This window comes from Streptomyces sp. NPDC059524 (assembly GCF_042749255.1).
Classification (GTDB): domain Bacteria; phylum Actinomycetota; class Actinomycetes; order Streptomycetales; family Streptomycetaceae; genus Streptomyces; species Streptomyces xanthii.
The window spans coordinates 33950-56063 of sequence record NZ_JBHYTK010000038.1 but is presented as its reverse complement, the minus strand read 5'-3'; the positions used below and the strand labels follow the sequence as shown (position 1 = coordinate 56063).

Genomic DNA, 22114 nt, shown 5'->3' with positions numbered 1-22114 from the left:
GCCGTAGAGCACCGCCACCCCGCCCTTTCGTATCGCCGGGTCAGACGCGGTCGGGTTCGGCGACCTCGGCCGGCTCCTCGACCCAGTACTCGGCGCCCTTGATGCCGAGCCGCTCCGGGTCGAAGACCGGATCGAGGCCCGCACGCCGCTGCCGGTCGTAGTCGCGGATGACCTTGTGGACGACGGGGATCAGCAGGAGCACGGCGCCCATGTTGAGCCAGCCGAGGATGCCGTAGCCGATGTCGCCGGCCGCCCACATGGCGTCGGCTGTCACGGTGGTGCCGGTGAACGCGATGCCGAGCGTGCCGAGTTTGACGAGCGCCTCCCACAGCCTGCTGCGCCGCTCCCCCAGCAGGAACACGAGGTTTGTCTGGGCCACGTAGAAGAAGAACACCATCGAGATGAACGCGAACATCGTCACGGCCACCGCGACGAAGCCGGAGCCCCAGCCGGGCAGGCTCGAATCGATGGCCTCCTGCATGTAGTTGGGGCCCGCAACCGCGCCCGGCACGTTCTCGACGAGGTAGCCGCCGGCCGGGTCGGTGACGTTGTAGGCGCCGGTGACGACGAGGAGCAGTCCGCTCGCGGTACAGATCAGCAGGATGTCGATGTAGATGCTGAAGGCCTGGACGATGCCCTGCTTGCCGGGGTGGGAGACGGTGGCGGCGGCCGCGGCGAAGGTGCCCTCGCCCAGGCCGGTGGCGGAGGCGAACACCGCGCGGCGCACGCCCCAGGCGACTGCGAAGCCGACGATGCCGCCGAAGACCTGGTCCTTGCCCACGGCGCTGGAGACGACGAGCACGAGGGCGTCCGGCACCTTCTCGATGTTGAGCGCGATGATCACCAGGGCGCTGAGGACGTAGAGGAGCGCCACGAACGGGACGACGGCCTCGACGACCTTCACGATGCGGCGCGTGCCGCCCACGATGACCAGTCCGAGGACGGCGGCGACCACGAGTCCGACGACGGGACCGTCGACTCCGAAGGCCAGCTCGGCGCTGGAGGCGATGTTGTTGGCCTGGACGCCGGGGAAGACGAAGCCGTAGCCGATGAGGGTCGCCACCGCGACGACGGTGGCGAGCCAGGGGGCCTTGAGGCCGTACTTGATGTAGTACGGCATGCCGCCGCGGTCCTCGTCGCGCACCCGGCGCTTGTAGACCTGCGCGAGGACGGACTCGGCGTACGCGCAGGTGGAGCCGAGCAGTGCGGTGATCACCATCCAGAAGAGGGCGCCGGGGCCACCGGCGGCGACGGCCGTGGCGACCCCGGCGATAGAGCCGACGCCGATCCGGCTGGACAGGGACAGGGCGAGGGTCTGCAGCGAGGTGAGGCCTCCCTCCCCCGCCTCGCCGGAGCGCAGGTGTCGCAGCATGTCGGGGAAGCGGCGGAACTGGACGCCCTTGGTGAGCAGCGTGAACAGCACGCCGATCCCGAGGGCGACATAGGCCAGCGGATTCCATATCCAGCCGCTGATCGTGGACAGCATTTCCATGGGCGGTGTCTCCAGTGGCTCGGTGACACCCGTCCCCGGAAGACGGGCGGCACTCTACGCGCTGCGGGGGCTCACCGGAACCCTTGTGTGATCTGTGATCACATATTAGTGTTCTGGCCACCCGGAGGGCGCCGATACGTGCCTGGACCGCCACCCCTGACACCCGTCCCTGACGGACTCGCACCGACGCGCTCCCGGGACTTCACCAGAACCACTCCCCGACGGAGCGACCGGCTGTTGGCCTTCGGTCTCGTGCTCGCCCCGGGGCACGTGGTCAGGCGTCCAGGCGGCGCGCGGCGAGCCAGGTGACGATCTCGGGGTCGTGATGGTCGAAGAAGAGGGAGCTGCCGGTGTCGAGGGTGGCGATCCTGTCCATCTGCTCATCGGTGAGCCGGAAGTCGAAGATGTCGAAGTTCTCTGCCATGCGCTCGGCGCGCACGGACTTGGGAATGGCGACGACGCCTCGCTGGGTGAGCCAGCGCAGGACGACCTGGGCCACGGACTTGCCGTGCTCCTTGCCGATGTCGGCGAGGAGCGGGTCGGTGAACAGGTTGTTCCTGCCTTCGGCGAAGCCGCCCCAGGACTGGATCTGCACGCCGTGCTCGCGCATGAGGGTCTGGTAGTCGGCGCGCTGGACGAAGGGGTGGGTCTCGATCTGGTTGACGGCCGGGGTGATCTCGTTGTTGACGATCAGGTCGAGCAGGCGGTCGGGGTAGAAATTGGCGACACCGATCGCCTTGGCCGCGCCCTCACGGTTCAGGGCTTCCATGGCCCGCCACTGGCCGTAGACGTCGCCGTAGGGCTGGTGCATGAGGTAGAGGTCGAGGTGGTCCAGGCCCAGCTTGGTCAGGGACGTCTCGAAGGCGCGGCGGGCGTTGTCCTGGGCGGGCGCGTCCTGGATCCACAGCTTGGTGGTGACGAACAGGTCCTCGCGCGGGATGCCGCTGGACTTGATGGCGCGGCCGACGGCTTCCTCGTTGCCGTAGGCCGCGGCCGTGTCCAGCAGGCGGTAGCCGGCGACCAGGGCCTCGGAAACGGCGCGTTCGGTGTCCTCCGCGGGAATCTGGTAGACGCCGAAGCCGAGCAGGGGCATCTCGACGCCGTTGTTCAAGGTCACGTACTGCATGAGGGTCTTCCTTCGAAGTGTTCGGGGTTGATCGGTGAGCGGGAGTGGCGGGTGCGAGGGACCGCTTCTACCCGCAGTGGGAGCAAGCCAGGCTCCGGTGGACGTGCCGCAGACGTGGTCACGGGCGGATGAGGGCCTTGAGGACCTGACGGTCGGCCATGGCCCGGTAGGCATCCGGCGTCTGATCGAGGGGGAAGGTCTGGTCGAAGACACGACCGGGAGCGATGGTGCCGTCCAGGACGTCGGGCAACAGCTGCTCGATGTAGGCGCGGGCGGGGCTGGCGCCGCCGGTCAAGGTGATGTTGCGCATGAAGACGGCCCGGCCGATCGGGCCCTGCTCGTACTGGGGGGCGCCGAGGCGGCTGATGGTGCCGCCGTCCCGGATCGCGCCGAGCGCGGTGTCGAGTGCCGGGCGGGTGCCGACGGCTTCGATCACCTTGTCGACGCCGCCGGTCAGCTCTCGGATCCGGGCGATGCCTTCCTCGCCGCGTGCGGCGACCACGTCGGTGGCGCCGAAGTGCCGGCCCAGTGTGGTGCGGGATTCGTGACGGCCCGCGAGCACGATCCGCTCGGCACCCCGTCGTTTGGCGGCGATCACGGCACAGAGCCCGACCGCGCCGTCTCCGACCACGAGCACCGCATCGCCGCGGCCGACGCCGGCGGTGACGGCACCGTGGTGGCCGGTGGTCATCACGTCGGAGAGAGTGAGCAGCGACGGCAACAGCGCCGAGTCGGCGGCCACCGGCAGCTTCACCAGCGTGCCGTCCGCGTAGGGGACGCGGACGGCTTCGCCCTGCCCGCCGTCCACATGGTCGAAGCCGTACCGGCCGCCGTTGCGGCAGGAGATCTGCAGCCCCTTGGCGCAGTAGTCGCAGGTGTTGTCGCTGTACGTGAACGGGGCGACGACCAGGTCACCGGTCTTCAGGCCGGTCACATCCGTGCCCGTCTCCTCGACGACGCCCAGGAACTCATGGCCCATGGGGCGGCCGGTATCGGTGGCGGGCATGGAGCCGTAGGGCCACAGGTCGCTGCCGCACACACAGGCGGCGAGCGTGCGTACGACGGCGTCGGTCGAGTCGACGATCTTCGGGTCGGGCCGGTCCTCGACGCGGACGTCGCCGGCTCCGTACATCACTGCTGCGCGCATGGCGGGTATTGCTCCAGACGGGGGTTGCTGGTTCGGGACGGCGGGGTCAGCGTTCGAGCAGGCGGGCCTGGGCTTCGGTGTGGGTGGCGCCGGCTGCGGGCGGCAGGCTGGAGAGCCTTGCGAGCTGCTCGGCGGTCAGCGTGACGGTGTCGGCGGCGGTGTTCTCCTCGACGCGGCTGACGCGCTTGGTGCCGGGGATCGGAGCGATGTCCTCGCCCTGAGCGAGCAGCCAGGCGAGCGCCACCTGGCCGGGCGTGGCACCGGCCTCCTCGGCCAGGGCCTTGACCTCGTCGGCGAGCGCCAGGTTGCGCCGGAAGTTCTCGCCGGTGAAACGGGGGTTGTCGCGCCGGAAGTCGTCCGCGTCGAACTGGTCGGTGGAGCGCACCGTGCCGGTCAGGAAGCCGCGGCCCAGCGGTGAGAACGGCACCAGTCCGATGTTCAGCTCCCGCAGGGCGGGCAGCACCCGCTCCTCGACACCACGCGTGAACAGCGAGTACTCGGACTGGACCGCCGTGACCGGTTGGACGGCGTGGGCGCGGCGGATCGTGTCCGGACCCGCCTCGGAGAGCCCGAAGGCCCGCACCTTGCCCTCGGCGATCAGCTCGCCCACGGCGCCGGCGGTCTCCTCGATCGGCGTGTTCGGGTCGACGCGGTGCTGGTAGTAGAGGTCGATGTGATCGGTGCCCAGCCGCTTCAGGGAGCCTTCGACGGCGGTGCGGATGTTGGCGGGACCGGAGTCGAGGTTCCACGCGCCGTCTCCGCCGTGCGAGACTAGGCCGAACTTGGTGGCGAGCACCACCTGGTCCCGCCGCCCCTTCAGCGCCTTCCCGAGCAGCTCCTCGTTGACGTAGGGGCCGTAGATCTCGGCGGTGTCGATGAGGGTGACGCCCAGGTCCAGCGCCCGGTGCACGGTCCTGATCGACTCCGCGTCGTCGGTACCGGCGCCGGTGTAGCCGTGGGACATGCCCATGGCGCCCAGCCCGATCCGGGAAACCTCCAGGTCACGCAGCTTGATGTAGCGCATCTCGCCTTCTCCGGTCGATCGTGTCGCCCGCCCCCTCACTCTTGCCGCTCCTGCCCGGCCCGGCAGGTCGTGCCGGGCAGGAGCGGCGCGGTGGTGAGGGAGCCGACGTCTTCGACCTTCACTTTCACCCCGATCCCGCCGCTGTGGCAGGGCGGGCTGTTCGGGGGTAATGACAGGGCCCCTCTACGCTCTGCGTGGCGGGCGCCGGGCGGGTGAGACTGGAGTCATGGCATCGACGAGCGCGCACAGCGAAGGCGCCGAGCTGGGCCGCTACCTGCGCGCCCGCCGCACCCAGACCAGCCCCGAACACGTCGGCCTCACCGTCGGCGCCGGCATCCGCCGCACGCCCGGCCTGCGCCGTGAGGAGCTGGCCACCCTCGCCGGCATCAGCATCGACTACTACGTCCGCCTGGAGCGCGGCAGGGAGACCCGGCCCAGTCCGGCCGTCCTCGACTCGCTCGCCCGCGCCCTGCGCATGGACGACCAGGAACACCAGCACCTGCGTGAGCTCGCCGCCCGCGCCGCCCGGTACGTCTCCGAACCCCCGCCGGCGCCCAGCCGCACCGTGCGCCCCCACCTCAAGCTGCTGCTCGAGTCCCTGCGCCCGAACCCCGCGTACGTCATCAGCCGCAGCATGGACATGCTCGCCTGGAACCCCGGCGGCCTCGCTCTGTACGCGGGCCTGGACGACTGGCCCGCCAAGCACCGCAACCTGGCCCGCTACTTCTTCCTCCACCCCGCCGCGCGTGACCTCTTCCCCGACTGGGAGCGTCAGATCACCGCGTGCGTCGCCCGGCTCCGCGCCATCGCGGGCACCGCGCCCGACGCCCCCGACCTCACCAACCTCGTGGGCGAACTCCTCCTCAAGAGCCCCGACTTCGCGGGCCTGTGGGAACGCTACGAGGTCACCGGCCGCAAGCCCGCCCACAAGACGTTCCACCACCCGCTGGTCGGCACGATCACCCTCACTTCGCAGTCCCTGCACGTCGAGGGCACCCCCGGCCAGCGCATCGGCGTCTACACGGCCGAGCCCGGCACCCCCGACCACGACGCCCTGCTCCTGCTGGACATGTCCGACCCGCAACAGACCCGTTCTTCGCCGGCCGCGGAAGGCATCAGGCCATATCCCCGCAGCAACTGATCGGACGATGCGTGCCGGAGGGCGGTCGATGGATCAGACCCTCGTGGGGTGGCGCCCGTCCGGAGTCACTTCCCGCTGTAGACGGGGAAGGCGCGGTGCTCGCCGTAGTCCACGTCGCGCAGGCCCCGCAGAGCGTCCATGTCGTCACCGGAGATCTCGAAGTCGACCTCGGCGTTGGAGCGCATGTGGTCAGGGTTCGACGTCTTGGGCAGCGACACGGTGCCCAGTTGCAGGGTGTAGCGGATGCACAACTGCGGGACGGACACCCCGTACTTCTCCGCCATCGCCCGGACCTCGGCATTGTCCAGGATCGCTCCGTGCGCGATCGGCGAGTAGGCCTCGACCAGGATCTCCTTGCTCTCGCAGTAGTCCAGGAGCTCCGAGGGAGTGTTTCCGGCGTGGACGAGCAGTTGGTTGACGTGTGGCACGACGGTCGCGTCCTGCAGGAGGTTGTCCAGGTCCCGCTGCTGGAAGTTGGACACGCCGATGGCGCGGATCTTGCCGGCTCGGTGCGCTTCTTCGAGCGCGCGCCAGGCTTCGCGGTTGCCCTTGGCGTAGTCCCCGCCGCGGAAGTCGTCCCAGGGCTGCGGGCTGTGGATGAGCATCAGGTCGATGTACTCGGTCCCGAGCTTGTCCAGTGACCCGTCGATCGAGGCGACGGCCTGGTCGTGGTCCTTGATCTCGGCGGCGAGTTTGGTCGAGACGAACAGCTTGTCGCGGCTTACGCCGGCGGTGCGCACGCCTTCGCCGACACCGCGCTCGTTGCCGTAGGCCTGGGCGGTGTCGATGTTGCGGTAGCCGATCTCCACGGCGGCGCGGACCGCCTCGGCCGCCTTGTCGTCGTCGATGAACCAGGTGCCGAGCCCCAGCTTGGGGATCTCGACGCCGTGGGGCAGCGTGTAGGTCTCGTTCAGGATGGTCATGCGTCCGCTCCGTTCCTCGGCAGCTGCCCGTACACCTCGTCGGTGACGGGTTCGAGCCATTCGTTGCTCACGCTCTCGCCCGGGGTGATCAAGGCGACGTGGGAGAACCACGAGTCGGCCTTCGCGCCGTGCCAGTGCTTCGTGCCCGCGGGGACGCGGACCACCGTTCCGGGCTCCATGCTGGTGGGTTCCTCGCCCTCGGCCTGGTACCAGCCGCTGCCCGCCGTGCACAGCAGGATCTGGTCACCGCCGCCGCCCGTGCCGTGGTGGATGTGCCAGTTGTTGCGGCAGCCCGGCTCGAAGGAGACGTTGCTGACGGGGACACTCCCCGAAGCGAGCGGAGCCAGATAGCTCTGGCCGGTGAAGTACTGCGCGTAGGCGTCGTTCTTCTCCCCGAGAGGGAAGATCTGGTCGAATCCGTCGACTGTCATTTCTTTCTTTCCGTTCAGCTGACGTAGGCCATGTGCTCGGCGTTGTTACGGGACGTGACATGAGGAACTCCCGGGCTGTGTTCCTGGCGTCCATGCTTTCCACGCTAAAGCGCGAAACGCCTGTGAGGGATGCCCTGCCAGTACGTCCTTCACCAGGGACTCCCCCACTCCGCATGTGTGGCGATGTCATGGGCGCAGCACGTCGAGAAGCGCTCGACGGACGTCGGCGAGGACAGGGAGAGACAATGACCGAGAACACGGGCACCGGCTGGACCGGCGGGAAGAACGCCTTCGGCGACTTCGCATCGGGAATGGTCCATTACACCGACCGGGTCCTCTTCGATGAGGTCTGGGAGCGCGAGGGCCTGTCCAAGCGCGATCGCAGCCTTGTCACCGTCGCCGCGCTGACCGCTCTCGGGAAGACGGATCAGCTCAAGTTCCACCTTTCCTTCGCCCGCCGGAACGGTGTCACCGACGAGGAGTTGCAGGAGGCCCTGCTGCACCTGGCGTTCTACTCCGGATGGCCCAACGGCATGGGTGCGACGAGCGTGCTGAAGAGCATCGTGGAGCAGCAGGAGTGAGCACGCCCACCAGGCTCGGCTGCCACGTCGGCCGGATGGGCACTTCAGGAGTCAGGAGTACTGCTACTGCCGTCCCCTGCGCCGGGCAGGCGTCCCACCGCCGCAGGACCGCCGTGGAACATCGACGCCATCTGCCGTTCCTGCACCCGCGCCCCCCTTGATACGAGCCACCGCCTGCCGCCCGGCAGCCGGCCGAGCACCCGGTACCGGACCGTGTTGTCCGCGAGTGCGAGCAGCAGCGCCCACGGCAGTCGGCTCCGCAACCCCAGCTCGCGCATGCCGCTACGGCCCACGAAGACGGTGAGGAGGCTCGCCTGGCGGGCCCGCTCGTAGCGCTGCCTGAGCCGCTGCACGGCCGGGGTGCGGTGGCCGAAGTCCCGTTCCGCCTGGGCGTCCAGGGTCTGCCGGGCCAGGTCGCGGCCGGCCTGCGACTGCCCGGCCGCGGCGAGCAGGATGTGACGGTTGAAGCGGTGGCGTTCGTTCTCGTCGTCCGTCAGCCACTCGGGCGCGACACCCATCAGCCATCCCACGTACCGCCACAGGTGCATCAGGTCGTCCCGCTGCGCCCGCGTCAGGCGTACGCCGAGGCCTAGGCAGCCGACGATCACCGTCGCGTCGAACAGGCCGAGCGTGCCTGCCTGGTCGGCCTGGTTGATGGGATACCCCCAGCGGGCCGTGTCCCAGCGTGGCGCGAAGCGGGCGTTCACCAGCGCGTGCATGGCCCGTACGTGCACCGTGAGCCGCCAGCCTTCCGCGCCGGGTCGCAGGCCGCCGGGGCGGGTCACGGCGTTGGCCCACTTCGTCGTCTCGCCGAGACGCCGCAGTGTCGTACTACCGGTCAACCCGCCTGTGAGGACGAGAAGTTCGGGCGGCCCGCCGAAGCGGTAGCCGCCGATCAGCGACAGCAAAGTGAGTACGTCGCCGGCGTTGTGGCCGAGGTAGCGGTAGGCATCAGCGCCCCGCTCCACGCGCGGCCAGTCCACCCAGTCCGGCACCGTCAGGGCCTGCGCGAGGAAGTCCCGCAGTGCGGGCGGCACGTCCGCGGGCACGTCAGGCGCCGCGGCCAGCGCCGCACCGATCCGCGCGTGCGTGACACGGCCGGGATCGCCGGGCGGCAGCCGCATCGCGTCGGCGAGCGCCGCGCCCGACTCGTCGCGTTCGAGGAGCGCGCCGCCGACCCGCTCCATCAGGGACTCGTCCACGTCCTTGTCGATGTCGGCGAACAGGAAGAGCCCGCGGGCGATCCTGCGTCCGCGCGCTTCCGCCTCCCGGAAGCGACTGGGGAAGCCGCCGGGGAGGCCGGCAGGAGTGGAGTGCGAGGCGCCGCCAGGGTTCCGCCCCTTGGTGCGGTCCTTGCGACCACCCGCCGCGTCATGGTCCTCGCTGATCGGTGTCCTTCGGTCCGTCATACGTTCCGTTGTAACGCGAATTCTTGCTCGCATACCATTCGCGTCATGCGCAAGGAGCCCCGGCAGGAGCGGTCCCGTCAGATGGTCGAACGCATCGTCTCCGCGGGGCAGTTGGTGCTCTCCCGCGACGGCTACGCGCGCTTCGCGACCACCCGCGTCGCCGACGCGGCCGGCATCAGCCCGGGCTCCCTCTACCAGTACTTCAGCAACAAGGACGAGTTGCTGAGCGTCCTGATGGAACGCTTCTGGGCGCGGACCGGCGCACGCGTGACGGCCTCCCTCGCCGACCACATCACCGACCCGCCGGATCGCCTGGTCCCGAACACGGTGGAGGCGCTGCTCTCCGCCATGGAGCACGACTCGCAACTCCTTCGCGTTGTCGTCGAGGAGGTCCCGCACCGCTACAGCGACGCCCATCTCCACGCGCTCCGCCGCCGCATCCAGGACCTCGGCTCCGCCTACCTCGCCGGCCGTGAGGGCCCGGGCGAGCGCAGCGGCACGACCCGCTCGTGGGTTCTCGTCGCGGCGATGGAGGCCCTCGCTGTCCGCTGGGTCCTCGAACGGCCGCCGATTCCGAGGGCGTCGCTGGTCGAGGAGCTGACGCTCCTTGCGAACACCTACGTGACCGGCGCCCCGGCGAGCGACTGAGCCACGCGCGGGGACGTTCCCGCGTATGCCCCCGCCGGCCCTTCGCCACTGGTGTCGCCGAGGGCCGTGGCGCTGATGCCGGACCCTTGCGCAGGAGCCCTGATCGCCGCCACGGCGCCCCACGCGAAACCGGGCGCGCCCGACGGGAGGCAGGTTCGCGGCGTGTACCGCCCAGCCCGACGCACCACCGACTGCGATCAACGCCGGCGAGGCGGACCCTTGGGGAAGAGCAGCGTTCCGTCTGAGCTGCGCTGTGTCCATTCACGAGCCGTATCCATGGGTGGAGCCGTTTTGCGCTGCGACCGGGACCTACTGAGGATGGAGCCCGTCGGGCCGTTTTCCCGGCGGCTCCTGTTCTCGGCTCGCCCGAATTCTCCGGTCACCGGACCCGCCTCAGGACGGGTGTCGCGATCACCTCGATGAGCGTCGCTCGCGGCACTCGGCCTGAGTGCGAACCGTCCGTAGCGTCGATGAGGCAAGCGACCGGCCTGCGCGGAAAGGATGATCACCGATGACCGACCTTCCAGCCCCCACCACGCCGTACCTGGAGCCCGAGGCGAGGGAGCTTGCCGAAGCCACCGATCCACACCCGCGGATCTACGAGCGTCCGCCCGAGGAAGGGCGCAAGATCCTCAGTGACCTGCAGAACGGGGAGGGCGTCGAGCGCCCGGATGTCGACGAGGAGTGGGTCGACGTCGACGCCGGCGCGTGGGGCACCGTCCGTACCCGCATCATCAAGCCCAAGGGCGCCACGGGCCCGCTGCCGGTGGTCTTCTACATCCACGGCGCGGGGTGGGTCTTCGGCGACGACAGGACCCACGACCGCCTCTTCCGCGAACTCACCGTCGGGGCCGGTGCCGCCGGCGTCTTCCCGGTCTACGACTGGGCACCCGAGAAGGGATACCCCACGCAGGTCGAGCAGAACTACGCCGTCGGCCGCTGGCTGCAGGAGAACGGCGCCGACCACGGCCTCGACACCTCCCGCGTCGCCGTCGCCGGCGAGTCGGTCGGCGGATGCATGTCCGCGGTCTTCGCCCAGATGAACAAGGACCGCGGAGGGCTCGCGCTCAAGGCGCAGATCCTGCTCTACCCCGTGACCGGGCCGGACTTCGACACGCAGTCCTACCACCAGTTCGCGGAGCACTACTACCTCACCCGCGACGGGATGAAGTGGTTCTGGGACGCGTACACGACCGACGAGACCAAGCGCGAGGAGAAGTACGCCTCCCCGCTGCGGGCGACCCTGGCGGACCTCGAGGGGCTGCCGCCCGCCCTCGTCATCACGGCGGAGGCCGATGTCCTGCGGGACGGGGGTGAGCTCTACGCCAACAAGCTCCGTGAGGCCGGCGTCGAGGTGACCGCCGTCCGCATCAGCGGGACCGTCCACGACTTCATGCTGCTGGACAGCCTGCGGGACACCCCGGCCACCAACATCGCACGGAAGCTGTCCGTCGACGCGCTGCGAGACGCTCTCCATCAGGAGTGACCACAACCGGTCAGCAGACACATGGGCGGCAGACTCGGCAGGGTCTACCGCCCATCGCTGCGCCGAAACCGGATCCGGAGGAGACACGATGAGCCCGACCGCGACAGGTCCACACGTCGATGAGACCGGAGCGCGGGTCGTCGGTGAGGTCGGCCTGCTGGAGTACGACGACTGCCAGGTGTCGGCTATCCACGGCCTGCGGGACATCTTCCGTGTCGCCAGCGAGTACGCGGTGGATTCGGCCGACCCTCCGAGCGTGATCCGGGTCAGCACCTGGTCGGTGTCCGCCACCGACGACGGCCCGGTCATGGTGTGCACCTCGGACACTCATCCCGAGCTCGCACACCGCCTGAGCCACGTCGTCATCCCGCCGAGCCTGGTCGTACCCGAGCTGATGACGTCGGTCGGAGAGCTCACCGCTTGGCTCGTCGGGCTCCGGACCGAGGGCACCATTCTGTGTGCCGTGTGCGCCGGCGTCTTCGTCCTCGCCGAGACCCACCTGCTCGACTCCCGGGACGCCACGACCCACTGGGCGTTCGCGGAGGAGCTGGCGCGCCGATACCCGAAGATTCAGGTGGACGCGTCACGCATGGTGATCGACGACGTCGACATCATGACGGCCGCGGGGATCCTGGCGTGGGTCGACCTGGGCCTCACGCTCGTCGACCGGATGCTCGGTCCCAGCGTCATGCTGCACACGGCACGCTTCGTCCTCGCCGACCCCCCGCGTCGACGGCAGTCCCTCTACCAGGAGTTCACGCCACGACTCCAGCATGGCGACTCCGCCATTCGCGCGGTGCAGGCGCAGGTGCACGCCCGTCTCCACGAGCCCCACTCCATCGAGCGTCTCGCGCGAACCGCGGCCATGCACCCGCGCACCTTGCAGCGACGGTTCAAGGAGGCCACGGGCCTGACCGCGACGGAGTACATCCAGGCGGCGCGCATCGCGAAAGCCCGCGAGTCTCTGGAGCTGACCGACGAGCCGGTCGGCCGGATCGCCCACAGCGTCGGCTACCTGGACGTCTCGAACTTCCGTCGGCTCTTCCAGCGCGCCACGGGCGTCACGCCGTCGGAGTACCGCAGCCGGTTCGGCATCGCGGCACGAGCCGGCCGGCAAGAGGACCTCCCGACGGGTCAGCCGGCGAGGATCCGCTCCACTCCCTCCCGATAGCGCGTGACGCGGAAGTCGGGAAAGCGGGCCGCGAACTTCGAGCTGTCGAAGATGTTGTCGTCGCGGTAGCGGACGAGCAGCTCGTACATCTCGTCGAGCGGCTTGACGAAGTGACGGGCGAGGCGGAAGGCGGACATCGGCAGCTTCGTGTAGCCGATCTTGCGGCCGGTGATCTCACCGGCAATCTTGATGAGCTGGGCGTAGGACCGCCGGTCCGGGTCGACCGGGAGGTGCCACGTCTGGCCGTAGGCGTCCGGTGTGTTGCCGAGCAGGGCGAGTGCGCGGCTCGCGTCGGGTGTCCAGATCAGGGACCGCTTGGCGTGGGCATCGACCGGGACGAGGGGCCGCTTGCCCGCCTTGATCCGGTCGAACACCAACGAGTTGGTGTAGCTCTTCGTCCGGCCGGGGCCGTAGAACTCGGGCGCTCGGCCGATCAGGGCTTCGACGCGCCCTGCCCGCATGGCCTGGAGCAGCATGGTGGCGGTCTCCGCGCGGACCCGTCCTTTGCGTCCGCCCGGTGCGAATGCCGTCGACTCGGTCTGGGGTGTCGACGTTCCGGGATACATGTAGGTGTTGTCGAAGAAGACGAGCTTGGTGCCGTGTTCGGCGCAGGCGTCGACGACGTTGCGCATGATGACGGGGAACTGCCGCTCCCACAATGCTGAGTCCAGGGGCAGGCCGACGGTGAGGTAGGCCGTGTCGCTGCCCGCGACGGCACGGCTGGTGGCGCCGGCGTCGGTGAGGTCTGCGGCCACGAACTCATCGGTGTCGTGCACCCTCGACGGCTTGCGGCTGACGAGACGGATGTCCTTGGTGTGATTGCGGTGGAGCTCGTTCACGAGCTCGTCGGCGATCGGTCCGCCGGCACCGAGAACGGTCTGCATGGGGCTGGTCTCCTCGATGTGGATGGTGCGGGTGGTGACGACGACTCGACAGCGAGCGGTGTCGTGCCACCAGGTGGCGATGCGGGCGGCCGCCGTGGCCGGGGTACGGACGCAGCCGATGCGGCGGTTGGCCGTGCCTGGGCGGCGTGGTGCCGACGGTTCAGCGGGGTGACCGGCTGGTCGACCGCGTACAGCGGCCGACCGGTGCACCGTGCGGGCCCGCTCCCGCAGGCCTCGGTCTCTTCGGACGTACACTATGTTTACGGTGCTAACACAGCGTAGGGAGACGAAGTAAGCAATGTCAACTTCAGAGAAGAGCGGCTACCACCACGGCGACCTGCGCGCGGCACTGCTGTCCGCCGCAATGGAGATGCTCGAGGGCGGCGAACCCTTCTCGCTGCGCGCCGTCGCCCGCCGGGCCGGCGTATCGCCGACCGCGCCGTATCGCCACTTCAAGGACCGCGACACCCTGGAGTCCGCCCTGGCCGTCGAGGGATTTCGGGACCTCCTGGCCGACCTGGGCGACGGGCGCGACCTGCCCGCCTCGATCTCGGACCTGGCGGAGTTCGCCGTCGCCTACGTCGCCTTCGCTCTGCGACGCCCGGCCCTGTTCCGCGTGATGTTCGGCAAGCCGTGCGACGACGCGGACGACGCCCGAGTGAAGGCCGCCGGCGACCTGCACGAACTACTGGCCGACGCGCTCGATCGCGTCACCCCCGAAGCGGACACCTCGGCCCTGGCCTCCGCCGGCTGGGGGCTCGCCCACGGACTGGCCTGCCTGCACCTCGACGGCAAACTGCGGGCCGCGTCGGACGAGGACGTGGCCGACCAGGTGCGCAGCGCCTTCCTGGCCATCACTTCGATCAGCCCCTGACGTGCACCACCCTCACGCCACACACCTCACATCTTCCATTGTTGACGGTGCTCACATCCCGTGCGACCCTCGGTGTTAACGCCGCTTACATCGGAGGAGAGAGCCCATGTCATCAACCGGCAAGCTGAACGAACGGACCGTGGAGGTCGATCTTGGAGGGCGCCTCGTCACCGTCCCTGAAGGCGGCCTCTACGACAGGTTCCGCATGGACACCGACCTCGACGCGGTCGCCCGGGACCCACGGGTCACCAGCGTCGACTTCTTCCGCCACATGCCGAAGAGCCGCGTGGACTCCCGCATCGGGCCCACGCTGACGCCGAACTTCTACTACCGCATCTCCACGACCCGGCTCACGATGCTCGCGCCGACCAGGGCGATCCGGGCCCGCCTGCCTCATGAGCTGGACCCGCTCGAGATCGTGCCGGGGCTCGGGATCGTCTCGGTGATGGCCTTTCGGTACGACGTGTGCGACATCGACTTCTACACCGAGGCCGCGGTCGGCATAGCCGTCAAGCCGGCGCGGCACGGCGGGCTGGGCCTGCTCGACCTGGTCACCGGACTCAAGAACGACTCCCTGCACTCCTACGTCCTCTCGCTCCCCGTCAACACCGAGATCGCGCAGGTGCGCGGCCACGACGGCTACGGGTTCCCCAAGTGGGTCACGGAGCTGGACGTCGACATCGACACCGAGCGCACCTCCGCCAGAATCGCGAACGACCAGGGCGGCCTCGACCTCGCCCTGTCGGCGCCCACCCCGAAGCAGACCGCCCGGCCCACCGGCGCACACGTCTCGACCCTGACCTCCTACACCACGCTCGACGGTGCCTGGCACTCCACGACCAGCCAGATCAACATGCTCGCCTCAGGAACCACGCGCCTCCCCCGCGGCCTGGATCTGCAGCTCGGTGAGGGTCGGGTGAGCGACGACCTTCGCTCGCTGAAGCCGATCCGGACGATCCAGCTCGACGTCACCACCGAGGGCCAGCTGGCGCTGCATATGCCCGTACCCACCTCCATCCAGGACCGGAGCTGAGACCGCGATGACCACCACCGCGCACACCGGCCGCCTCCAGACCGCCCTCCCGGCATCGCTGACGCCTGACCGGGTCGCCCGCCTGGCCGCCCTGGTGGCCGCCGGTGCCCACGCCCGGCGGGTCACCACGACCTCCCCGTACACCAGCGCACCGCTCGCGGACCTGCCGGTCTCCACCCCCGACGACGTCGAGGACGCCTACGCCCGGGCACGCGCCGCCCAGGCCGGCTGGGCGGCCACCCCGGTCGCGGACCGCAAACGCATCATGCTGCGCTTCCACGACCTCGTCCTCCAGCGACAGGAGGAAGCCCTGGACCTGATGCAGGCCGAGAGCGGCAAGACCCGTCGCGACGCGTTCCTCGAGGTGAGCGACATCGCGATCACCGCCCGCTACTACGCCCGCAGCGCGCGGCGGCTGCTCTCACCCAAGCGCCGCAAGGGTGCGATCCCGGTGCTGACCCACACCACCGAACTGCACCACCCCAAGGGCGTCGTCACCGTCATCTCGCCCTGGAACTACCCGCTCAGCATGGCCGCCGGCGACGCCATCCCGGCCCTGATGGCCGGAAACGCCGTCGTGCAGAAGCCCGACACCCAGACCGCGCTGACCGCGCTGTGGGCACTGGCCCTGATGCGCGAGGCCGGACTGCCGGGGGACGTCTGGCAGATGGTGGTCGGCCGTGGCAGTTCCATCGGAGACGCGCTCATGGCCGGCGGGGACTACATGATGTTCACCGGCTCCACCGCCAGCGGGCGCCAGATCGCGCGCGACGCGGGTGAGCGGCTGATCGGCGCGTCCCTGGAGCTCGGCGGCAAGAACGCCATGGTCGTCCTCGCCGACGCCGACATCGAGAAGGCCGCCGCCGGAGCGGTCGCCGCCTGCTTCCCCTCCGCCGGGCAGCTGTGCGTGTCCGTCGAGCGGCTCTACGTCGCCGACGAGATCCACGACGCGTTCGTCACCGCGTTCGTCGAGCGCACCCGGGCCATGCGCCTCGGGGCGGCCTACGACTTCTCGATGGACATGGGCTCGCTGACCACCCCCTCGCAGCTCGACACCGTCACCTCGCACGTCGACGACGCGGTGTCGAAGGGCGCGACCGTACTGGCCGGAGGCAGGGCCAGGCCCGACCTCGGCCCGCTGTTCCACGAGCCGACGATCCTGGCCGGCGTGACCCCGCAGATGACGCTGTTCGACCACGAGACGTTCGGCCCCGTCGTGTCGATCTACCGCTACCGGACCGTCGACGAGGCGGTGGCGATGGCCAACGCCACGCCGTACGGCCTCAATGCGAGCGTCTGGGGCCGCAACGGCGCCGAGGCCCGCAAGGTCGCGGCACGGCTGCGCGCCGGCACCGTCAACGTCAACGAGGCGTTCGCCGCCGCCTGGGGCAGCATCGACGCCCCCATGGGCGGCGTGGGCGACTCCGGCATCGGTCGCCGTCACGGCGCCGACGGACTGCTCAAGTACACCGAGGCCCAGACCGTCGCCCACCAGCGCCTCCAGGGCTTCAACCCGCCCCGCGGGATCGGGCCCGAGCAGTGGGCACGGATCCTGACCCGGTCGTTCAAGACGCTGCGCGTCCTGGGCATCCGCTGACCGACCACCGGATCCGGCCACGACGGACCGCCACCTCAACTTCCCGTTCCGCATGAAGGAAGATCAGCCATGACCAAACGCGTCCTCGAGGTCGTCACCAACGTCGGGCACTACGACGACCCCTCCCACACCACCGGCCTGTGGCTCTCCGAGCTCACGCACGCCTGGCACGTCTTCGAGGAGCACGGCTACGAGCAGACAGTCGTCAGCCCGTCCGGCGGCGCCGTGCCTCTCGAACCACGGTCGCTGAAGTTCCCGAACTACGACAAGACCGCCAAGGCCTGGCGCGCCGACTCCGAGAAGACGGCGCTGCTCCAGAACACGGCAAGCCCGGACCAGATCGACCCTTCGCAGTACGACGCGATCTACTTCACCGGCGGCCACGCGGTGATGTACGACTTCCCCGACAGCGAGGGCCTCCAACGCGTCACCCGCGAGATCTTCGAGCGCGGCGGCATCGTCTCCTCGGTCTGCCACGGCTACTGCGGCCTGCTCAACACCCGGCTCTCCGACAACTCCTTCCTCATCGCCGGCCGCAAGATGACGGGATTCGCCTGGACCGAGGAGATCCTCGCCCGCGTCGACAAGCTGGTCCCCTACAACGCCGAGGAGAAGGCCAAGGAGCGCGGCGCGCTCTACGAGAAAGCGACACTGCCCTTCGTCCCCTACGTCGTGACCGACGGCAACCTCGTCACCGGCCAGAACCCGGGCTCCGCCAAGGCCACAGCGAAGAAGGTCGTCGAAGCCCTCGAGGGCAATGCGTCCAAGGAGCTGGCCTGAACCCTTCGCTGTCGGCCGCCGCGGCGGGCTTCGACATGCGAGAAGCCCGCGAACCCCTGATGCTCGTGACGTGGCCTGCTCAGCCGCCCGCTGTCGGTCACCTGTACGACCATCCGCTGCCAAAGGACTCGGCATGAGCGAGAAGACGCCCGCACCGACCACCTCCGATTCCGGGATCCCCGTCGAGAGCGACGAACACTCGCTGACCGTCGGGCCAGGCGGTCCGATCCTGCTGCAGGACTCCTACCTGATCGAGCAGATGGCTCAGTTCAACCGGGAGCGGATCCCCGAGCGGCAGCCGCACGCCAAGGGCAGCGGCGCATTCGGCCGCTTCGAGGTCACCCACGACGTCAGCCGGTACACCAAGGCCGCCGTCTTCCAGCCCGGCACCACAACCGAGCTGGTCACCAGGTTCTCCACCGTTGCCGGGGAGCGGGGCAGCCCGGACACCTGGCGCGACCCGCGCGGCTTCGCGGTGAAGTTCTACACCAGCGAAGGCAACTACGACATGGTCGGCAACAACACGCCGGTCTTCTTCGTCAAAGACCCGATGAAGTTCCAGCACTTCATCCGGTCGCAGAAGCGCCGTGCCGACAACAACCTCCGCGACCACGACATGCAGTGGGACTTCTGGACCCTCTCCCCCGAGAGCGCACACCAGGTCACCTGGCTGATGGGCGACCGCGGCATCCCCCGCTCCTGGCGGCACATGAACGGCTACACGTCCCACACCTACATGTGGATCAACGCGGCCGGCGAACGGTTCTGGGTGAAGTACCACTTCAAGACCGACCAGGGAATCGAGTTCCTCACGCAGGAAGAGGGCGACCAGATGGCCGCCGTCGACACCGACTTCCACACGCGTGATCTGTTCGAACACATCCGGGACGGCGACTTCCCCTCCTGGACCCTGCACGTGCAGGTCATGCCGTACGAGGACGCCGCAGGCTACCGGTTCAACCCCTTCGACCTCACCAAGGTCTGGCCACACAGCGACTACCCGCTCATCCCCGTCGGCCGGATGACCCTGGACCGCAACCCCACCGACAACCACGCCGAGATCGAACAGGCCGCCTTCCAGCCCAACAACCTCGTCCCCGGCATCGGCCCGAGCCCCGACCGGATGCTCCTCGCCCGCCTCTTCTCGTACGCGGACGCCCACAGGCACCGCATCGGCGCCAACTACCAGCAACTGCCCGTCAACGCACCGGTCGCCCCGGTCCACACGTACTCCAAGGACGGCGCGATGGCGTACCGGAAGACCAGCGACCCGGTCTACGCACCGAACTCCAAGGGCGGACCCGCCGCCGACACCGAGCGCTACGGCAACCCACCGAGCTGGTACACCGACGGAGACATCACGCGGACCGCCTACGTCACTCATGCGGAGGACGACGACTGGGGCCAGCCCGGGACGCTCGTGCGGGACGTGATGGACGACGCCGCTCGCGACCGCCTGGTGAGCAACGTGACGGGACACCTCCTCAACGGCGTCACCGAACCGGTCCTGGAGCGCGCCTTCACGTACTGGACGAACATCGACCCAGACATCGGCAAGCGCATTCAGGACGGCGTGCGCGGTGCCGATTCGGCGCCCTGAGCCCAGTCGCTCGACATGCCCTCATGTCCGGCGATCCGAGAAACAGAGCCTGTTGACCAGCTACGGCGTCAGCCGAGGCCGGTTGCCCATGCCGTCAGCGTGGCGAAGTCGTCAATGGTTAGGCCGCGTCGTGGGTCGACCTGGTGCAGTAGGGCGGGACCGTCGTGGTGATCCTTCACCCGGGTGCGGTCCGCCTCTGTGATTTCGTCGTCGACCCAGGCGAAAGCACGGCCTTTCGCCCACGCGACGATCTCAGGCGTCTTCCAGAACACCCCGTCCCCGGGCTCGGTGCGCGGCGAGGGCCAGGGGATGAAGGGCAGCTCGGGCAATCCCAGGACTGGCCCGACGAAGGTGTTGGCTTCTTCTTCCCACGTTGTCGCCCACACGAGGTCGAAGGGAAGCGCGTCCAGCGCTGGGCCGTGATCCGGGTTGAGCCACACCCGCAGCGGCTTCACGCGCGTGTTCGGCAGCCCCCACTCAGTCAGCCAGCGCCGCTCGGCAGCCTCCCAGCGAGGGGTCAGCAGGCGGTGCGTCTGATAGCCCTCGGGCCGTCGGTGAGGCTTGGCGGCATACGGGTTGAGCGGTCCGTCCACATCCACCAACAGCACTGGGCGCACCAGCTCATCCCCCTCGGTCCCGCGTCGCACGGTACCGGCCGGTGACGCGAGCGCCCAACGAAATTCTCGCAGGCACTGATCTCCGTAAGTCTGGGCTTCGGGGGCGGTGGGGCGATCTTGTGGCAGCAGTGATCACGGCGTCGCAGCCGTCCTGGACAGGTCCGTTCACGGGGCTGAGCCCACGCTGCTTCGGCAAGCTGGTGAGCGCCCTGCGCCGTGAGGGAGCGGACGCGGTCAGCCGAGGCCGGCCGTGGGAGCCTGCCCTTGGAGGACCGGGTCCTGCTGGTCGCGGCGTACTGGCGCACCAACTTGACGCTGCGCCAGCCCGCGCCGCTGCTCGGAGTCTCGAAGTCTGCGGCCGACCGCATCATCAACCGCTTCGCACCGCTGCTCGCGCTCCGGCAGCGCAGACGGTTCCGCAAGAGCACCGTGCTCATCGTGGACGGCACCTTGGTCCCCACGCGTGACCACACGGTGGCCGAGCAGTCGAAGAACTACCGGTAACCCACCGACTACCAAGTCGTCATCGACGCCGATACGCGGATGGTCGTCACGGTTGGCCAGCCCCTTCCTGGCAACCGCAACGACTGCAGAGCATGGGAGTTGTCCGGTGCGAAGGCTGCCGTCGGCAACACCATGGTGATCGCTGACGGCGGTTACCGCGGCACTGGCCTGGTGATCCCGCACCGTCGCAAACCAGGCCTGGCCGAACTCCCGGCCTGGAAAGAGGCGCACAACCGCTCACACCGCAAGGTCCGTGCCCGCGTCGAGCACACCTTCGCCCGCATGAAGAACTGGAAGCTCCTCCGCGACTGCCGGAGGGGAGACGGCGTTCATCACGCCATGCACTGCATAGCCCGCCTGCACAACCTCGCGCTCGCCGGGTAGACCGGCCCAAGGCGGCCAGCCCCGACGCTGACGTGTCGACTCAGTTGATCATTACGGGACAGCCTTTAGGCCCTGGTGATCGCTCCGCTGCGGGCGAGCAGCAGGCAGGCCGCACCCCGCGCGTGCTCCGTGTCCCGCCACGGTGACACGGTGATCTCCAGGTCCCGCAGCGGTTCGATCGCCCCGGCGACGGCCGCCGCGGTGAAGGCCGGGCCGAGGTGGGGCCACAGCACGAGGCCCTCGCCGATCACCTTGACCGCTTTGACCGCGAGGATGTTGACGACGCCGGCGACGCTGCGTCCGAGCAGCTCGCCGGCCTCGTCCAGGACGGAGAGGACCGCCGGTTCCCCTCGTTCGGCGGCGTCGGCCAGCGCGGCGAGCCCGTCGCCTGCTCCGAGCCCGACGCCGGCGCGGCGGGCTCCGTCCAAGAGTGCCGTCTGCCCGACGAAGGACTGCAGACAGCCGCGGTTGCCGCAGTTGCACAGCGGCCCGGTCCGATCGACGGGCATGTGGCCGAACTCGCCCGAGAGTCCGTCCGCGCCGCGCTGGACGCGTCGCTCCAGCACGACGCCCATCCCGAGACCGTCACCGATGCCGACGACGAGGAAGTCGTCGTGATCGCGGCCCATGCCGAACAGCAGCTCGGCCGTCGTGCTGGAACGAAGGTCGTTGTCGACGAGAACGGGCATGGGCAGGGATCGCCCGAGCTCCGCGGCCAGCGGCAGATCGTGCCAGTCCATGATCGCGGAGAGTCGTACGACGCCCGTCGTCGGATCCACCATGCCGGGGACCGCGACGCCGATCCCGCGGATGGGCGTGGTGTTCCGCCGTGCCTCGATCTCCTCCTGCAATACCCGGGTGAGCAGGGGGACGGGTGACTCCGCAACCCGTAGAGGGAGACGGAACTCGTCGGTGATCTGCCCGTCGAGCCCGACCACGACGCCTGCCAGATGGTCGACGGCGACGCGCAGGCCGAGGACATGAGCGGCGCTGGGGACGAGTTGGAGCGGGACCGGGGGACGGCCCTTGCCGGAGGAGGCGTGGGGCTCCAGTTCGCGGACGAACCCTTCGGTGATGAGCCGCCGGGTGTGGTCGGTGACGGTCGCGGCTCCCACCCGCAGCTGCTGGGCGATCTCCGCCCGGCTGAGCGGCCCGGCTGCTCCGAGCAGCGCCAGGATCTCGGTCCGGATCAGATCCCCGGGTGCCGGTGGTTGTGCCTTCACGTCATCCCCATTTCGCCTGTGAGCGCGTCGAGTTGGAAC

General features: G+C 69.3%; 20 protein-coding genes and 1 pseudogene. 11 read left to right on the top strand and 10 right to left on the bottom strand.

What is annotated here, in order from left to right; all coding sequences use genetic code 11:
• Positions 1-40: 40 nt before the first annotated feature.
• From ACFW9D_RS13905 to ACFW9D_RS13890, 4 genes are all read right to left on the bottom strand, one after another.
• Complete coding sequence (locus tag ACFW9D_RS13905; RefSeq protein WP_384621466.1) at positions 41-1492, bottom strand: alanine/glycine:cation symporter family protein; 1452 nt, start codon at positions 1490-1492, stop codon at positions 41-43.
• A gap of 274 nt (positions 1493-1766) precedes the next feature.
• Positions 1767-2618, bottom strand: a complete 852-nt coding sequence (locus ACFW9D_RS13900) for an aldo/keto reductase (RefSeq protein ID WP_384621463.1) — start codon at positions 2616-2618, stop codon at positions 1767-1769.
• A 118-nt stretch (positions 2619-2736) separates the two neighbouring features.
• On the bottom strand, positions 2737-3765 hold the full coding sequence (locus ACFW9D_RS13895) for a zinc-binding dehydrogenase (protein ID WP_384621461.1): 1029 nt from the start codon (positions 3763-3765) through the stop codon (positions 2737-2739).
• 46 nt (positions 3766-3811) lie between these two features.
• Positions 3812-4789 (bottom strand): aldo/keto reductase, encoded by a 978-nt coding sequence (locus tag ACFW9D_RS13890; RefSeq protein ID WP_384621458.1) that lies wholly within the window; start codon positions 4787-4789, stop codon positions 3812-3814.
• Positions 4790-5015: 226 nt separating this feature from the next.
• On the opposite strand from ACFW9D_RS13890, the gene ACFW9D_RS13885 reads away from it, so the two are divergent.
• Complete coding sequence (locus ACFW9D_RS13885; protein WP_384621456.1) at positions 5016-5930, top strand: helix-turn-helix transcriptional regulator; 915 nt, start codon at positions 5016-5018, stop codon at positions 5928-5930.
• A gap of 65 nt (positions 5931-5995) precedes the next feature.
• Here ACFW9D_RS13885 and ACFW9D_RS13880 read toward each other — a convergent pair whose 3' ends face one another.
• Together ACFW9D_RS13880 and ACFW9D_RS13875 are read right to left on the bottom strand one after the other, a co-directional pair.
• Positions 5996-6853 (bottom strand): aldo/keto reductase, encoded by an 858-nt coding sequence (locus ACFW9D_RS13880; RefSeq protein WP_384621453.1) that lies wholly within the window; start codon positions 6851-6853, stop codon positions 5996-5998.
• Positions 6850-7284: a cupin domain-containing protein gene (locus ACFW9D_RS13875; RefSeq protein WP_384621450.1), complete on the bottom strand. Its 435-nt coding sequence runs from the start codon at positions 7282-7284 to the stop codon at positions 6850-6852. Before ACFW9D_RS13875 ends, ACFW9D_RS13880 begins: the two co-directional genes overlap by 4 nt.
• A gap of 245 nt (positions 7285-7529) precedes the next feature.
• Between ACFW9D_RS13875 and ACFW9D_RS13870 the strand changes: the two genes are divergently transcribed.
• Positions 7530-7865 (top strand): carboxymuconolactone decarboxylase family protein, encoded by a 336-nt coding sequence (locus ACFW9D_RS13870; RefSeq protein WP_384621448.1) that lies wholly within the window; start codon positions 7530-7532, stop codon positions 7863-7865.
• 44 nt (positions 7866-7909) lie between these two features.
• Here ACFW9D_RS13870 and ACFW9D_RS13865 read toward each other — a convergent pair whose 3' ends face one another.
• Positions 7910-9274, bottom strand: coding sequence for an oxygenase MpaB family protein (locus tag ACFW9D_RS13865; protein ID WP_384621445.1), 1365 nt, complete (start codon positions 9272-9274; stop codon positions 7910-7912).
• Positions 9275-9319: 45 nt separating this feature from the next.
• On the opposite strand from ACFW9D_RS13865, the gene ACFW9D_RS13860 reads away from it, so the two are divergent.
• From ACFW9D_RS13860 to ACFW9D_RS13850, 3 genes are all read left to right on the top strand, one after another.
• The gene (locus ACFW9D_RS13860) at positions 9320-9922 is read left to right on the top strand and encodes a TetR/AcrR family transcriptional regulator (protein ID WP_384621442.1); all 603 of its coding nucleotides are present in this window, start codon (positions 9320-9322) and stop codon (positions 9920-9922) included.
• A 511-nt stretch (positions 9923-10433) separates the two neighbouring features.
• Positions 10434-11408, top strand: coding sequence for an alpha/beta hydrolase (locus ACFW9D_RS13855; protein WP_384621439.1), 975 nt, complete (start codon positions 10434-10436; stop codon positions 11406-11408).
• Between the two features lie 88 nt (positions 11409-11496).
• A complete protein-coding gene (locus ACFW9D_RS13850; RefSeq protein WP_384621437.1) occupies positions 11497-12579 on the top strand; it encodes a GlxA family transcriptional regulator in 1083 nt (360 codons plus the stop codon).
• Here the strand turns inward: ACFW9D_RS13850 and ACFW9D_RS13845 are convergent.
• The gene (locus ACFW9D_RS13845) at positions 12543-13463 is read right to left on the bottom strand and encodes an NAD-dependent epimerase/dehydratase family protein (protein ID WP_384621434.1); all 921 of its coding nucleotides are present in this window, start codon (positions 13461-13463) and stop codon (positions 12543-12545) included. The genes ACFW9D_RS13850 and ACFW9D_RS13845 overlap by 37 nt on opposite strands.
• Before the next feature lie 298 nt (positions 13464-13761).
• On the opposite strand from ACFW9D_RS13845, the gene ACFW9D_RS13840 reads away from it, so the two are divergent.
• The 5 genes from ACFW9D_RS13840 (at position 13762) to ACFW9D_RS13820 (ending at position 19347) form a co-directional block, all read left to right on the top strand.
• Complete coding sequence (locus ACFW9D_RS13840; RefSeq protein ID WP_384621430.1) at positions 13762-14337, top strand: TetR/AcrR family transcriptional regulator; 576 nt, start codon at positions 13762-13764, stop codon at positions 14335-14337.
• Between the two features lie 106 nt (positions 14338-14443).
• Positions 14444-15370, top strand: a complete 927-nt coding sequence (locus ACFW9D_RS13835; protein WP_384621427.1) for an acetoacetate decarboxylase family protein — start codon at positions 14444-14446, stop codon at positions 15368-15370.
• Between the two features lie 7 nt (positions 15371-15377).
• Positions 15378-16967 carry a succinic semialdehyde dehydrogenase gene (locus tag ACFW9D_RS13830; RefSeq protein ID WP_384621424.1) on the top strand — a complete coding sequence of 530 codons (1590 nt, stop codon included), beginning with the start codon at positions 15378-15380 and terminating at the stop codon, positions 16965-16967.
• 69 nt (positions 16968-17036) lie between these two features.
• Complete coding sequence (locus ACFW9D_RS13825; protein ID WP_384621421.1) at positions 17037-17747, top strand: type 1 glutamine amidotransferase domain-containing protein; 711 nt, start codon at positions 17037-17039, stop codon at positions 17745-17747.
• A gap of 133 nt (positions 17748-17880) precedes the next feature.
• Complete coding sequence (locus ACFW9D_RS13820) at positions 17881-19347, top strand: catalase (protein WP_384621419.1); 1467 nt, start codon at positions 17881-17883, stop codon at positions 19345-19347.
• Between the two features lie 68 nt (positions 19348-19415).
• Here ACFW9D_RS13820 and ACFW9D_RS13815 read toward each other — a convergent pair whose 3' ends face one another.
• Positions 19416-19967 (bottom strand): hypothetical protein, encoded by a 552-nt coding sequence (locus ACFW9D_RS13815; RefSeq protein WP_384621474.1) that lies wholly within the window; start codon positions 19965-19967, stop codon positions 19416-19418.
• 116 nt (positions 19968-20083) lie between these two features.
• Here ACFW9D_RS13815 and ACFW9D_RS13810 point away from each other — a divergent pair.
• Positions 20084-20852: pseudogene (locus tag ACFW9D_RS13810) on the top strand (transposase).
• A 65-nt stretch (positions 20853-20917) separates the two neighbouring features.
• Here the strand turns inward: ACFW9D_RS13810 and ACFW9D_RS13805 are convergent.
• Positions 20918-22075, bottom strand: coding sequence for an ROK family protein (locus tag ACFW9D_RS13805; protein WP_384621416.1), 1158 nt, complete (start codon positions 22073-22075; stop codon positions 20918-20920).
• Positions 22076-22114 lie beyond the last annotated feature (39 nt).